General features: G+C 74.2%; 11 protein-coding genes. 6 read left to right on the forward strand and 5 right to left on the reverse strand.

Translation table 11 applies throughout. The features are described 5' to 3' along the window. Nucleotides 1–47: 47 nt before the first annotated feature. Genes AC0OLQ_RS26710 through AC0OLQ_RS26720 form a run of 3 tightly spaced genes read left to right on the forward strand, consistent with a single transcriptional unit; the run spans nt 48 to nt 2,118 of the window. Nucleotides 48–773, forward strand: a complete 726-nt coding sequence (locus tag AC0OLQ_RS26710) for an ABC transporter ATP-binding protein (protein WP_484528556.1) — start codon at nt 48–50, stop codon at nt 771–773. Further along, nucleotides 770–1,525, forward strand: a complete 756-nt coding sequence (locus AC0OLQ_RS26715) for an ABC transporter permease (protein ID WP_484528557.1) — start codon at nt 770–772, stop codon at nt 1,523–1,525. The genes AC0OLQ_RS26710 and AC0OLQ_RS26715 overlap by 4 nt, the downstream gene beginning before the upstream one ends. After that, the gene (locus AC0OLQ_RS26720) at nt 1,525–2,118 is read left to right on the forward strand and encodes a TetR/AcrR family transcriptional regulator (RefSeq protein WP_484528558.1); all 594 of its coding nucleotides are present in this window, start codon (nt 1,525–1,527) and stop codon (nt 2,116–2,118) included. The genes AC0OLQ_RS26715 and AC0OLQ_RS26720 overlap by 1 nt, the downstream gene beginning before the upstream one ends. Here AC0OLQ_RS26720 and AC0OLQ_RS26725 read toward each other — a convergent pair. After that, the gene (locus tag AC0OLQ_RS26725; protein WP_484528559.1) at nt 2,115–3,896 is read right to left on the reverse strand and encodes an ABC transporter ATP-binding protein; all 1,782 of its coding nucleotides are present in this window, start codon (nt 3,894–3,896) and stop codon (nt 2,115–2,117) included. The genes AC0OLQ_RS26720 and AC0OLQ_RS26725 overlap by 4 nt on opposite strands. Then, nucleotides 3,893–5,767, reverse strand: coding sequence for an ABC transporter ATP-binding protein (locus AC0OLQ_RS26730; RefSeq protein ID WP_484528560.1), 1,875 nt, complete (start codon nt 5,765–5,767; stop codon nt 3,893–3,895). Before AC0OLQ_RS26730 ends, AC0OLQ_RS26725 begins: the two co-directional genes overlap by 4 nt. A gap of 213 nt (nt 5,768–5,980) precedes the next feature. On the opposite strand from AC0OLQ_RS26730, the gene AC0OLQ_RS26735 reads away from it, so the two are divergent. The 3 genes from AC0OLQ_RS26735 to AC0OLQ_RS26745 all read left to right on the forward strand — a co-directional run bounded on the left by AC0OLQ_RS26735 (nt 5,981) and on the right by AC0OLQ_RS26745 (nt 9,653). Continuing rightward, nucleotides 5,981–6,610 (forward strand): TIGR03085 family metal-binding protein, encoded by a 630-nt coding sequence (locus AC0OLQ_RS26735; protein ID WP_357342672.1) that lies wholly within the window; start codon nt 5,981–5,983, stop codon nt 6,608–6,610. 127 nt (nt 6,611–6,737) lie between these two features. Then, nucleotides 6,738–7,688 carry a terpene synthase family protein gene (locus AC0OLQ_RS26740; RefSeq protein WP_484528561.1) on the forward strand — a complete coding sequence of 317 codons (951 nt, stop codon included), beginning with the start codon at nt 6,738–6,740 and terminating at the stop codon, nt 7,686–7,688. 138 nt (nt 7,689–7,826) lie between these two features. Beyond that, entirely contained in the window at nt 7,827–9,653 is a 1,827-nt protein-coding gene (locus AC0OLQ_RS26745; RefSeq protein ID WP_484528562.1) for an AMP-dependent synthetase/ligase, read from the forward strand. Between the two features lie 132 nt (nt 9,654–9,785). Here AC0OLQ_RS26745 and AC0OLQ_RS26750 read toward each other — a convergent pair whose 3' ends face one another. The 3 genes from AC0OLQ_RS26750 to yczR form a co-directional block, all read right to left on the reverse strand. Beyond that, a complete protein-coding gene (locus AC0OLQ_RS26750; protein ID WP_484528563.1) occupies nt 9,786–11,093 on the reverse strand; it encodes a low temperature requirement protein A in 1,308 nt (435 codons plus the stop codon). A gap of 64 nt (nt 11,094–11,157) precedes the next feature. After that, entirely contained in the window at nt 11,158–12,435 is a 1,278-nt protein-coding gene (locus AC0OLQ_RS26755; RefSeq protein ID WP_484528564.1) for a low temperature requirement protein A, read from the reverse strand. A gap of 70 nt (nt 12,436–12,505) precedes the next feature. After that, a complete protein-coding gene (gene yczR, locus AC0OLQ_RS26760; RefSeq protein ID WP_484528565.1) occupies nt 12,506–13,963 on the reverse strand; it encodes a MocR-like transcription factor YczR in 1,458 nt (485 codons plus the stop codon). Between the last annotated feature and the right edge of the window lie 50 nt (nt 13,964–14,013).

Genomic DNA, 14,013 nt, shown 5'->3' on the forward strand with positions numbered 1-14,013 from the left:
CTCATCTAGCGTTGAGTTCAACACTTGATGAGTTTTTGGAGGCGGGCATGGACGACGCGGTGTCGGTCCGTGACCTGGTGGTCGAGCGGGGCCGGCGGCGGGTGCTCCAGGGCATCTCCTGCGCGGTGCCCCGCGGCGCGGTCACCGGGCTGCTCGGGCCGAGCGGCAGCGGCAAGACCACCCTGATGCGCGCCATCGTCGGGGTGCAGACGGTCGACTCGGGCACGGTCACCGTGCTCGGCCGGCCCGCCGGGGCGGCCGAGCTGCGCCGCCGGGTCGGCTACCTGACCCAGGCGCCCAGCGTCTACGCCGACCTCACCGTCCGGGAGAACACGCGCTACTTCGCGGTGCTCCAGGGGCGGAGCCGGGCCGAGGCCGACCGGGCGGTCGCCGACGTCGGGCTGGCGAGCGCGGCCGACCAGCTGGTCGGCACCCTCTCCGGCGGGCAGCGCAGCCGCGCCTCGCTGGCCTGCGCGCTGGTCGGGGACCCGGAGCTGGTCATCCTCGACGAGCCCACGGTCGGCCAGGACCCGGTGCTCCGCGCCGACCTGTGGGCCCGGTTCCACGCCATGGCCGCCGCCGGCACCACGTTGCTGGTCTCCAGCCACGTGATGGACGAGGCGGCCCGCTGCGACCGGCTGCTGCTCATCCGGGACGGCCGGCTGGTCGCCGACGACACCCCGGACGCGGTCCGCGCCGGCACCGGCGTGGACGACCTGGAGGAGGCCTTCCTCCGGCTGATCAAGGCGAGCGAGCAGGAGGCCGGCCGGTGAGTCCCCGCATCCTCGCTGCCACCACCGGGCGGATCCTGCGCCAGCTCCGGCACGACCGGCGCACCGTGGCCATGCTGGTGGCCGTGCCCACCGTGCTGCTCACGCTGGTCTACTTCATGTACGTCGACCAGCCCACCCCGCCCGGGGGGCCGAGCGTCTTCGACCGGGTCGCGCTGATCATGCTGGGCTTCTTCCCGTTCATCATCATGTTCCTGATCACCAGCATCGCCATGCTGCGCGAGCGCACCACCGGGACCCTGGAGCGGCTGCTCACCACCCCGCTCGGCAAGATCGACCTGCTCTTCGGCTACGGCATCGCGTTCGGGCTGGCCGGGGTGCTCCAGTCGACCCTCGCCTCGCTGGTGGCCTACCAGGTGTTCGGGCTGGACACCGCCGGCAGCCAGTGGCTGGTGCTGCTGATCGCCGGTCTGAACGCCGTGCTGGCGGTGGCGCTCGGCCTGCTCTGCTCCGCGTTCGCCCGCACCGAGTTCCAGGCCGTGCAGTTCCTGCCGGTGGTGGCCCTGCCGCAGCTGCTGCTCTGCGGGCTCTTCGTGCCGCGCGGCGAGATGGCCGGCTGGCTCCAGACGATCAGCGACGTGCTGCCCCTGTCGTACGCCGTCGAGGCGCTCCAGGAGGTCGGCGCGCACGCCGACCCGACCGCGACGATGTGGCGGGACGTGGCGATCGTCGCCGCGGCGGCGGTGGCGGCGCTGGTGCTGGCCGCCGCGACGCTGCGCCGGCGCAGCGGGTGATGGCCCGGCGCACCGGCCGGCGGCCCGGCAACCCGGACACCCGGGAGGCCATCCTCGCGGCGGCCCGGGCGGCGTTCGCCGAGCGCGGCTTCGACGCCGCCTCGATCCGGGCGATCGCCACCGCCGCGGGGGTGGATCCGGCGCTGGTGCACCACTACTTCGGCACCAAGGAGGAGCTGTTCCGGGCGACCGTGGCGATCCCGGTCGACCCGGCGCGACTCCTGCCGGCCGTGCTTGCCGGCGGCCCGGAGGGAGCGGGCGAACGCCTGGTCCGCACGTTCCTGAGCGTCTGGGACTCGCCCGTCGGCGGGGCCGCGGTGGCCCTGCTCCGCTCGGCGGTGAGCAACGAGTGGACCGCCCGGATGCTGCGCGAGTTCCTGACCACCCAGGTGCTGCGGCGGGTCCTCGACCAGCTCGACGTCGACCCGACGGAGCTGCCGCTGCGCGGCGCGCTGGTGGCGACCCAGGTCGCCGGCCTGGCCATGATGCGGTACGTCATCCGCCTCGAACCGGTGGCCTCCGCCGACCCGGAGACCCTGGTCGCGGCCATCGGGCCGACCGTCCAGCGTTACCTCACCGGCGACCTGGACTAGCGGGTCTGCTCCAGCCAGGAGGCGTAGAGCAGGGCGTAGACCGACTCCGGGTCCCGCACCAGCTCGTCGTGCGGGCCGCGCTGCACGATCCGGCCCCGGTCCACCACGATCACCTCGTCGGCGGCCTGGGCGGTGGAGAGCCGGTGGGCGATGGCCAGCGTGGTCCGGCCCCGGGTGACCGCGTCCAGGGTGCGCTGGAGGCGTACCTCGGTGGCCGGGTCGACCGCGCTGGTCGCCTCGTCCAGCACCAGCAGGTCGGGGTCGGCCACGTACGCCCGGGCCAGCGCGACGAGCTGCCGCTCGCCGACGCTGAGCGCCTCGCCGCGCTCGCCCACCGAGGTGTTCAGCCCGCTCGGCAGCCCGTCCAGCCAGTCGGCCAGGCCCAGCTCGGAGAAGGCGGCGGTGAGCTGCGCGTCGGTCAGCTCCGGGCGGGCGAAGCGGACGTTCTCCCCGACTGTCGTGTCGAAGAGGAAGCCGTCCTGCGGCACCATCACCACCCGCGACCGCAGCGACTCGAAGCGCACCTCGCGCAGCGAGACGCCGGAGAGCAGCACCTCGCCCTCGGTGGGGTCCATCAGCCGGGTGAGCAGCTTGGCGAACGTCGTCTTGCCGCTGCCGGTCTCGCCGACCACGGCCACCCGGCTCTTCGTCGGGATGTCCACCGTCACGTCGTGCAGCACCGGCGGCCCGCCCGGGTAGGCGAAGGTCACCCCGGCGAAGCGGATGTCCAGCGGACCGGGCGGCAGCTCCCGGCCCTGCTCCCCCGGGTCGGCCACGTCCGGCGCGACGTCCAGCACGTCGAGCACCCGGCGCCAGCCGGCGATCGCGTTCTGCGCCTCGTTGAGCACCTCGGTGGCGATCTGCACCGGCTGGATGAAGAGCGTCACCAGGAACAGGAACGCGGTCAGCTGGCCGATGGACAGGGTGCGGTCGACACCGAGGTTGACCCCGACCACCACCACACCGGCCAGCGCCAGGCCGGCCGCCAGCTCGCCGACGGAGCTGCCCACGATGCTGATCCGGATCGCCTTCTGCTGGGCCAGTCGCTGCCCCTCGATCGCCGCGTCCAGCCGCCGGGCGGTGCGCCCGGCGATCCCGTACGACCGGATCACCGGGGCACCCACCACGCTCTCGCCGATCGTGCCGAGCAGGGCACCCATCCGCTGCCGGACCACCCCGTAGGCGCCGGCCAGCCGGCGCTGGAGCAGCCGGATCACCAGCACCGCGGGCGCGAACGCCACGAGCACCACCAGGGTCAACTGCCAGGAGTACGCGAGCATCACGGCCGTGGTCACCACGAGCTGGCCCAGGTTGACGATCAGGATCACGCCGCCCCACTGGAGGAACTGGGTGATCTGGTCGACGTCGCTGGTGACCCGGGAGACCAGCGAGCCGCGCCGCTCGGACTGCTGGTGCAGCATGGACAGGTCGTGCACGTGCCGGAAGGCCCGGGTGCGCACCCCGGCCAGCGCGGTCTCGCTGACGGTGAACAGCCGGCGCATCATCAGGTAGCCGCAGGTGGTGGTGACCACCAGCACGGCGGCGGTGACCAGCACGGTCAGCGTGACCACGTCCAGGTCGAGGCCGCCGAGGATGCCGTGGTCGATGCCGCGCTGCACGGCCACCGGCACGGCGACCCGGCCGATCATGTAGATCAGGGCCAGCGCCACGGTGCCGGCCAGACCGGTCCTCAGCTCCGGGGAGAGCGCCAGCCCGCGCCGCAGCGTCCGCCAGGTCGACTCGGTCCGCTGTTCGGCCGCAACGGTGGTGCTCGTCACCGGTCAACCTCGACTTCCAGGCCGGAGGTCAGCGGGGTGACCTCGTCGTACGTGCGGGTCTGCTCGCGTTCCTGCTCGGCCTGCTCGTAGGCGGTGACCAGGTCGGCGTAGCCGGGGACGGTGGCGAGCAGGTCGGCGTGCGTGCCCCTGGCCACCACCCGGCCGTGCTCGACGTAGATCACCTCGTCAGCGAGCGCGATGGTGGCCCGCCGGTAGGCGACCACCAGGATCGAGGCGGCCGCGCCTCCGTCACTCGGGGCACGCAGCCCGGCCAGGATGGCCGCCTCCACCCGCGGGTCGACGGCGCTGGTGGCGTCGTCGAGCACCAGCAGCCGGGGGCGGCCGGCGACCGCCCGCGCCAGGGTGAGCCGCTGCCGCTGGCCGCCGGAGAGCGAGGTGCCCCGCTCGCCGACCATGGTGTCCAGCCCGTCGGGCAGCGCGGCCACGAAGCCGTCCGCCTCGGCCAGCCGCAGCGCCGCCCAGACCTCCTCGTCGCCGATCCCGGGACGGTCGAGGGCGATGTTGGCCCGGACGGTGTCGTCGAAGACGAACGGCACCTGGGCGACGAGGGCCACGGTCGAGGCCAGCGAGGCGGCGGTCAGCTCACGCACGTCGACCCCGTCCAGGCTGACCGTGCCACTGTCCGGGTCGACCAGCCGTACGGCCAGCGAGGCGATGGTGGACTTGCCGGCGCCAGTCGGCCCGACCAGGGCGACCGTCTTCCCGGCCGGCACGGTGAAGGTGACCTCGCCGAGCACCTGGGCGCCGGGCAGGTGCGCCTCGGCCGGCTCGTACCCGAAGTGCACGTCCTCGAAGGCGAGGGTGGCCGGCGCCGGCGCGGCCGGGTCGAGGGCCACCTCGCCGTACGGCATCTCGCCGGTGGCGTCGAGGACCCGGCGGACCCGGTCCCAGCCGGCGACGCTGCGCGGCAGCTCGGCCAGCACCCAGCCGATGGCCCGGACCGGGAAGGCCAGCACGGTGAAGAGGAAGGCCACGCTGACCAGCTCGGTCACGGTGATCGCGCCCTCCCCGAGCCGGATCGCGCCGACCACCAGCACGGCGAGCGTGCCGAGGCTGGGCAGGGTCTCCAGCATCGGGTCGAAGACGCCGCGCAGCTTGCCGACGGAGATCAGCGCGTCGCGCAGGTCGCCGGCCCGGGCGGCGAACCGGGTGGTCTCCTGGGCCTCCCGGCCCATCGTCTTGACCACCAGCGCGCCGTCGAAGCTCTCGTGCGCGATGCCGCTCACCTCGGCGCGCAGCCGCTGGGCGCGGGCCTGGCGAGGCGCCATCCCGCGGGAGTAGACCACGTTGAGCGCGAACAGCGCCGGGAAGACGGCGAGGCCGACCAGCGCGAGGGCCCAGTCGGTGAGGAAGAGCGAGATCACCGCGCCGACCAGCATCACCAGGGTGCCGACGGCGAAGGGCAGTGGTGCGATCGGGTACCAGGCGGCCTCGACGTCCGAGTTGGCGTTGGAGAGCAGGGTGCCGGTGGCGTTGCGGTGGTGCCAGGCCAGCGGCAGGTCGAGGTAGCGGCGGGTGACCCGCCGGCGGTAGGCGGCCTGGAGCCGGTACTGCATGTAGCCGGCGCCGAGCCGGCGGCCGAAGATGCCGACCACCCGCAGCACGCTGATCCCGAACAGCGCGGCCGCGGCGAGCGCCAGGGCGCCGCCGGTCACCGAGCCGCGGGTGACCGCCGGGACCACCACCTTGCCGACCACCGCGCCGACCACGTACGCGCTGGCGATCACCATGAGGCCGAAGAGCACGCTGCCGGCCACCGCGACCGTGAAGATGCGCGGCTGCTCCCGGATGGCCCGGCCGAGCACCCGTAGCCCTCTGCCGAGGACGTCCCGACTTGTCCCGCTCGCCACGCTCTCCCCCGCCGTAAGCCGCAGTTCTCCCCCTCATCCTTACTGCTCCGTGCCGCCTCCGCCGACCCGGCCCCGATATGTCGACCGTCACTCCTCCACGTGGACCCGCCGAGCAGGGCGGACGGCCGGGCGCCGGCAGACCGGTGACCGGGCGCGCCGGCGCCGTGTCCGGGCCGGGCCCCCGACCGGCCCCGCCGGGCCTACGATCGGGCCATGCCGCGGTACGCCCGGTCGGAGCGCGAGGCGCTCGCCGACCTGATGCTGGAGCTGGGACCGGACGCGCCGACGGTCAACGAGGGGTGGACCACCCGCGACCTGGCGGCGCACCTGCTGGTGCGGGAGCGCCGGCCGGACGCGGCCGGCGGCATCCTGCTGCCGCCGCTACGCGGGCACGGCGAGGCGGTCCGCCGCCGGGTGGCCGCCGGCCCCTACGCGGACCTGGTGGCCCGGATCCGCCGCCCGCCGCTGTGGAGCCCGGTGAGCAACCCGCTCACCGACGAACTGGTCAACGGCCTGGAGTTCTTCATCCACCACGAGGACGTGCGCCGGGCCCGGCCCGGCTGGCTCCCCCGCGACCTGCCGGCCCGGCAGCACGCGGCGCTCTGGAAGCGGGCATCCGTGCTGGCCCGGCTGTCGTTGCGGCGCTTCCCGGCCGACCTGCTGATCCAGGCCCCCGGCTACGGCGAGCGCGCCGTCGGTCGCGGCGGCGAGCGGCTGCGCCTGGTCGGCGCCCCGGGCGAGTTGGTGCTGTTCATCTCCGGCCGGCAGCGGGTGGCCCGGGTCCAGGTGGACGGCCCGGCCGAGCCGGCGGAGCGGTTGCGGGCGGCCAGCCTGGGTCTCTGACGGAGCGAGCCGACCGGTGTCGACGGATCCGTGGGAATCGCTCCGGCCCAGCGACGACGGCCGATCCGCGCTGCCGTACGCTCCTGTCCCGCCGCCCGACCCCGGGCGGGCGGGACAGGAGAGACGGATGCGAGGCTTCGCGCTCTCGGCACTGCACGAACCCCCCTTCCCGGCGCGCCGCCACGCCGCCGTCGAGCTGGTCGTCGGGGAGAGCGCCGGGTGGGTACGCGACCTGGGCCTGATCGGCACCCCGGCCGGGCTGCGCCGGCTGGCCGCCGCCCACCCCGTCGAGCTGGCCGGACGGGCCTGCCCGGACGCGTCGGTCGACGGCCTGCGGCTGCTCGCCGACCTGATCAGCTGGCTGTTCGTGATGGACGACGCCTGCGACGAGGACGGCCTGGGGGCCAGCCCGACCCGGCTCGCGCCGACCGTGGCGGCCCTGCTTGAGGTGCTCGACCGGCACGGCGACCCGGCGGCGCCGATCCCGGCCGACGCCGGCCCGCTCGCCGTGGCGCTGGACGACCTGTGCCGGCGGGTCCGCGACCGGCGCCGGCCGGGCCTGCTGCTGAGCCTGGTCAGCCAGTTGCGCGAGTACCTGCTGGCCCTGCTCTGGGAGGCGGCCAACCGGGAGCACCGCCGCGTGCCCGGAGTGGCCGAGTACGTGCAGATGCGCCGGCACACCGGGGGCGTCCGGCCCAGCTTCACGCTGACCGACCTGGCCCACCCCGAGCGGTCCGACCCCGGCAGTCGAGCGGACCCGGCGCTGGCCGACCTGGACGCGCTCGCCACCGACCTGGTCTGCTGGTGCAACGATCTCTTCTCCTACGACAAGGAGCGGGCGACCGGCCCGGACGCGCACAACCTGGTCACCACCATCGCCGGGGAGACCGGGCAGGGTGAGGAGGCGGCCCTGCGCGCGGCGGCCACCCGGTTCAACGCGGTGCTGGCGGCGTACGTGGAGCGGGACGCGGCGCTGGCCGCGACGGCCGACCCGGGGGTGCGGGCCCTCCTGGACACCCGGCGGAACTGGATCCGGGCCACCTACGACTGGTCCCGCGCCGCCACCCGGTACGCCTGAGCGCGTTCCCGCTCCCGGGCGAGGGTCGCCGCAGGCCACGGGGGCTAGCCGCTGCCCGGGTCCAGGCAATACTCTTCGGTAACCGCAGAATGGCGTGACCCCCGTCACGTCCCTCCACCCCTGAAGGCGGCTACAGCGATGGCTCTCGATGTACCGTACCGTTCCGTACCCGACATGTTCCTCAAGCGCGTGGCGGACTCCCCCGATCGCCACGCGTTCGCCCATCCCGCTCCGGACGACTCGGGGCCGGTCTGGCTGACGTGGGAGCAGGTCGGGCAGCGCGCCAAGGCGATCGCCGCCGGGTTGCACGGGCTCGGCGTCGGCCTGGAGGACCCGGTGGCGATCCTGGCCAACACCCGGCTGGAGTGGGTGCTCGCCGACTTCGGGATCATGTGCGCCGGCGGGGCCACCACCACCGTCTACCCGACCACCGAGCCGGAGGACGCGACGTACATCGTCGCCGACTCGGGGTCGAAGGTGCTCTTCGCGGAGAACACCGCCCAGGCGGCGAAGATCGCCGGCACGGCGGTGCCGGCGCTGACCCACGTGGTGCTCTTCGACGGCGCGCCCGACCCGGCCGCCACCGTCCCGCAGCTCACCCTGGCCGAGCTGGAGGAGCGCGGGGCCCGGGCGCTGGTGAACGAGCCCGACCTCATCGACATGCTGGTCGCCGGGATCGGCCCGGACCACCTGGCCACCCTGATCTACACCTCGGGCACCACCGGCCGACCCAAGGGCGTCGAGCTGCTGCACGGCGGCTGGTGCTGGGAGGGCGTGGCGCAGGCCGAGCTGGGCCTGCTGCACGCCGACGACCTGCAGTACCTGTGGCTGCCGCTGTCGCACTCGTTCGGCAAGACGCTGCTCTGCGGCGCCACCCACGTCGGCCTGCCCACCTACGTCGACGGCCGGGTGGACAAGCTGGTCGACCTGCTCGGGGTGATCCGGCCGACGCTCATGTGCGGGGCGCCCCGGGTCTTCGAGAAGGTCTACAACAAGGCGGTGACCACGGCCCAGAGCGCCGCCGGGGCGAAGGCGAAGATCTTCGCCTGGGGCGTCGCGGTGGGCAAGGCGAAGGTCGCGCTGGAGCAGGCCGGCAAGCCGGTGCCGGCCGGCCTGAAGTTCAAGTACGCGCTCGCCGAGAAGCTGGTGTTCAGCAAGCTCCAGGCCCGGCTCGGCGGCCGGATGCGGGTGCTGGTCTCCGGCGCGGCGCCGCTGAGCAAGGAGATCGCCACCTTCTTCGCCGCGGCCAACCTGCCCATCTCCGAGGGGTACGGGCTCACCGAGACCAGCGCCGGCGCGTTCGTGAACCCGCCCGACGGGCTGAAGATCGGCAGCGTGGGCCGGGCCATGGGCGACCTGGAGTGCCGGATCGACACCGACGGCGAGATCCTGGTCCGCGGCAAGCCGGTCATGCGCGGCTACCACAACCTGCCCGAGGAGACCGCGGCCGCGTTCACCGAGGACGGCTTCTTCCGCACCGGCGACATCGGCACCCTCGACGACGACGGCTACCTCCGCATCACCGACCGGAAGAAGGACCTGGTCAAGACCTCCGGCGGCAAGTACATCGCGCCGTCGCACATCGAGGGCATGTTCAAGGCCGTCTGCCCGTACACCTCCCAGGCCGTGGTGATCGGGCAGGCGCGCAACTACTGCACCATGCTGGTCACGCTCGACCCGGACGCGATCAAGGGCTGGGCCGCCGGGACGCCGCTGGAGGGGCGCGACTACACCGCGATCGTCACCTCGCCCGAGGCGCAGGCCATGGTCGAGGGCTACGTGACCGAGCTGAACGGCAAGCTCAACCGCTGGGAGACGATCAAGAAGGTGACCATCCTCCCCCGGGACCTCACCATCGAGGACGGCGAGGTCACCCCGTCGCTGAAGATCAAGCGCCGGAGCGTGGAGACCAACTTCGCCGGCGAGATCGACAAGATGTACGCGGGCAGCCTCGCCGAGCTGTAGCCGGCCCGCACCGCCCGGCGGCCGCGCCCCTCCGTCCCGGGGCACGGCCGCCGCCGTGGTTTCCGGGCCCGGTCACAGCGCCGGTCTTCGTTTGCGACTGCGGGGCTCGCAACCCCGGCTCACTCCTCGCGCTCACAGGTGCCTCTGGCGCCAGTGGCTCTGCTCCGCCTCCGCGGCGAGCTGCTCCTCCAGCGCGAGCTGCCGGACCCGGCGCCGCCGGCCGTTTTCGCTCAACGTCTCCGCCAGCACCCCGAGGGTGGTGAGCCCCGTCAGCAGCGCGAGCGCGACCAGCTCCGGGATCGGGGCGGCGAACGGGGCGACCGCGGCGAGCACCACGATCGTGACCAGCAGCGGCCAGTGCACCTCCCGCAGCGCCACCAGCGCGCAGCCGGCGAGGCTGAGCAGGTAGAGGCCCACCCCGCCGTAGAAGACGGTGACCCAGAAGCCGCCCAGTGGCTCGCCCCAGGTGGGAGTCATCGGGCTCGCCGACTCGGCGAGCAGGTCCTTCAGGCCCAGGGCGAAGAGGATGACCCCGGCGATCAACGGCAGGTGCAGGAACGTGTAGACGTCCCGGGCGAGCCGGAGCCGGGCGGCCGGGTCGCGTGCCTGGTGCAGCGCCTGCTCCAGCGCGTACGCCAGGGTGTCGAAGTACGCCCACCAGAGCATCGCCACGACCAGGACGCCGAGCAGCGCGGCGATCGCCACCGGACCGCTGAGCGGCAGCCCGGTCTTCGGGCCGAGCCCGAGCGCGATGATCGACTCCCCCAGCGCGATCAGCACCATGAGCGCGTGCCGTTCCGCCCAGTGGCCGGCGGAGACCACCACCCACCAGCGCTGGGCCAGGACCACCCCGCCGACGTACTCGACGAGCAGCGCCACGGTCCAGAGGCCCAGTTGCAGCGCCACGGCGATCGGCCGGTCGGCGAGTCGCTGGGGCACCGTGCCGGCCACCACCAGCAGCGCGGTGGCCACCGCCGGCAGCACGACGCGCGGCAGCAGCCGCCGGCGCAGCACACGATCCGACCAGTCCATCCAGCCGAGGACCGCGAGCTGGGCCGCCCGGATCACGAAGTAGCAGGCCGCGAAGACCAGCGGGCCGTTCAGCCAGCCGGGAGCGTCCACGAACGCGCCCGGCACGCTGAGCACCAGCAGGAACGTCGCGGCCACCGTGAGGAAGCCGACCAGCGGCAGCAGGCCCTGGTCGGCACGTACCGCGTTGCCGAGCCGGGCGAAACCGGTCCACAACCACCAGAGCAGGGCCAGCACCAGCAGGCAGCGGTAGAGGTTGGCCGGGGTGAGCCGGTTGGCGGTCAGGGTGGTGACGTTGACGAACGCGAAGACGAAGACCAGGTCGTAGAAGAGTTCCAGCCGGGTGGTCCGGGAGCCGGGCGCCGCGGGCCGCACGAGGCGCGACCACCGGGCACCCTCGCCGTTCCCCACCCGGGCAGTCTCCGCAATCCCGCCCCGCGCCGCTGCGATCCTTCGGATCCGTACCGGAACGGGGCTACCGCCCGGGCGGGCCGCCGACGCCGTGCTCCTCGAGGAACTCGTCGCGCAGCGCCCGGCGGGCCGCCCCGAAGAGCACCACCTCGGCCACCACCATCCCGGCGCAGACCACGGCGAGCAGCCCCAGCGCGGCCAGCGCCGGCAGGTGGTCGGCCACCGGCAGGAGCAGCACCAGCAGCGCCGTGGCGGCCACCCGCGGCCAGTTGACCGAGCCCATGTTGCGCAGCCGGAAGCCCACGTGGCCGAGCAGGTAGACGATCACGCCGCCGTAGAGGGCGAACAGGCCCAGCCCGTGCAGCGGGTCGGTGAGCCGGTGGTCGCTCTCGTCCCCGACGTACGACATCACCTTCTTGAGGCCCAGGGCGAGCAGGATGATCCCGGTGACCATCGGCAGGTGCAGGTAGGTGTAGGAGTCCCGGCCCAGCGCGGCCCGCTCGGCGCCGCGCGCCCGGGCCAGGACCCGCTCGGCGGCGATCGACACCACGTCGAAGTACGCCCACCACAGCGCCCCCGCCACCGTCACGCCGAGGAACGAGGCCACGATGATCGGCCAGGAGATCGGCAGCGCGGTGATCCCGACGCCGATCGCGACCAGGGACTCTCCCAGCGCCACGATGATGATCAGGCCGTGCCGCTCGGTCCAGTGCGCGGCCGAGAAGATCTGCCAGCCCGCCGCGCCGATGGCCATGATGCCGCCGTAGTCGACGGCGAGGGCGAGCACCCAGATCAGGGTACGCAGCGGGACGACCCGCGCCGGGTCGTCGGTGAGGTACGGGGGCAGCAGCGCCGCGGCGAAGAGCAGCACCGCGCCGCCCAGCATCGGCAGGGCGGCGCGCACCAGCTGCCGGCGCAGGCCGGCGTCGCCGCGGGCGGCGTACCGGTAGATGGTCAGGTGCAGCACCCGGACGGCCAGGTAGCAGGCGGCGAAGACGACCGGGCCGGGAAGCCCGCCGGGCAGGTCGACGAAGGCCTCCGGGATGGTCTCGGCGACCACGAACATGGTGGCGATCACCGCGAAGAGGACCACCCGGACCACGCCCTCGTCGGCGCGGACGGTGTTGCCGAGCCAGGCGTAGCAGCACCAGCTCCACCAGAGCAGGGCCAGCACCAGCAGGCCCCGCCCCACGCCGGGCCAGGTCAGGTCGGCCGCCATCAACGCGGTCACCTGGGTGAGCGCGTAGACGAAGACCAGGTCGAAGAAGAGCTCCAGCGGGGTGACAGAGGCGCCCTCGGTCAGCACCCGCATCCGTGGCCCGCGCCGCGTCCCGTCCGTCACGGCGGACAGTCTGGCAGCCGGTCGGCCGGGCCGCTGTCCTCCGGGCAGCCCGGGCGCGCCGCGGCCGGGCTCATGCGATGACGGAGGGCTCCCGCCACTGCGGGCGGCCGGTCCGGTCCAGGTCGTAGCGGACCGCGGCGAGCCGGCCGACGGCCTCCACCAGGTCTGCGGCGGGCAGGGTGAAGGGCAGCCGGAGGAACCGCTCCAGGGTGCCGTCCAGGCCGAACCGGGGTCCGGGCGCCAGGCGTACGCCGGCCTCCTCGGCGGCCCGGGCCAGCGCGCTGGAGATCGGGCCGTCCAGCTCCACCCAGAGCGTCACGCCGCCGCGCGGCACGGTGACCCGCCAGTCGGGCAGCCGGTCGGCCATCGCCTTCACCAGGGCGTCCCGCTGGGCGGCGAGCTGGGCCCGCCGGGCGGCCACGATGCTCGGCCCCTCGGCCAGCAGGTGCACCGCGACGAGCTGGTCGAGCACCGGGCTGGCCATGTCCACGCCGACCCGGGCGGCGGCCAGCCGCTGCACCTGCGGGGCGGACGCCCGGACCCAGCCGATCCGCAGGCCACCCCAGTAGGGCTTGCTCATCCCGCCGATGCTGATCACCCGGGAGTGCCGGTCGAAGGTGGCCACCGGCGGCGGCAGCGGGGTGCCGTCCAGCGGCAGCTCCACGAAGGACTCGTCCACGACCAGGTCGGTCCCGGCGGCGTGCGCCGCGCCGACCAGCCGCTCGCGCAGGTCGGCCGCCATCAGGTGGCCGGTCGGGTTGTGGAACTCGGGGATCACGTAGGCGAGCTTCGGCCGGGTCTGCCGGATGCTGCCCAGCAGCAGGTCGGCGTCCCAGCCGACCCCGTCGGCGGCCAGCCCGTGGGTGGTGATCCGGGCCCGCCGGGCGGCGAGCGCGGCGAGGGCGTTCGGGTAGGTCGGGGACTCCACCAGCACCCCGCCGCCGGGCGACAGGGCCAGCCGCAGCACCAGGTCTAGCGCGTGCTGTGTGCCGCTGGTGACCATGATCTGCTCCGGGCTGGTCGGCAGCCCTCGCTCGGTGTACGAGCGGGCCACCGCCTCGCGCAGCTCGATGATGCCGGTCGGGTGGTAGCCGGCCCCGCCGAGATAGCGCGGCAGGTCCTCGGCGGCGGCCCGGGCCGCCGGCACGAGCTGCGCCGGGGCGGAGAGCGCGGCCACCCCCAGGTCGATCATGTCGCGGTCGTCCAGCGGGGTCCAGAGGCCGGTGCTGGCCACCCGGTGGGTGCCCGGCAGCATGGTCCAGCTCCCGGCGCCCCGCCGGCTGGCCAGGTGGCCGGTCTCCCGCAGCTCCCGGTAGGCGGCGGTGACCGTGGTCCGGCTGATCCGCAGGGCCTCGGCCAGGTCCCGCTCGGCCGGCAGGCGTACCCCGAGGGGGAGCCGGCCGTCGGCGAGCAGCCCGCGGACCGCGGCGGCGAGCGCGGCGTAGTCCGGGCTGCGCCGGCGGCCCGGCAGGGCATGCCACTGCCCGAGGAGCCGAGCCAATTGGACGCCACGTACCTGACTCGTCATGGCCACCCCTCCTAAATTGGCTCTGTCACGGGCAGGATTGGCCCCTAGGG

This window comes from Micromonospora sp. Utrum1, from assembly GCF_057197805.1.

Coding starts and splice junctions, on each gene's coding strand:
- AC0OLQ_RS26710 (WP_484528556.1), top strand. CDS start 48: ATGGACGACGCGGTGTCGGTCCGTGACCTGGTGGTCGAGCGGGGCCGG.
- AC0OLQ_RS26720 (WP_484528558.1), top strand. CDS start 1,525: ATGGCCCGGCGCACCGGCCGGCGGCCCGGCAACCCGGACACCCGGGAG.
- AC0OLQ_RS26735 (WP_357342672.1), top strand. CDS start 5,981: ATGCCGCGGTACGCCCGGTCGGAGCGCGAGGCGCTCGCCGACCTGATG.
- AC0OLQ_RS26740 (WP_484528561.1), top strand. CDS start 6,738: ATGCGAGGCTTCGCGCTCTCGGCACTGCACGAACCCCCCTTCCCGGCG.
- AC0OLQ_RS26745 (WP_484528562.1), top strand. CDS start 7,827: ATGGCTCTCGATGTACCGTACCGTTCCGTACCCGACATGTTCCTCAAG.
- yczR (WP_484528565.1), bottom strand. CDS start 13,963: ATGACGAGTCAGGTACGTGGCGTCCAATTGGCTCGGCTCCTCGGGCAG.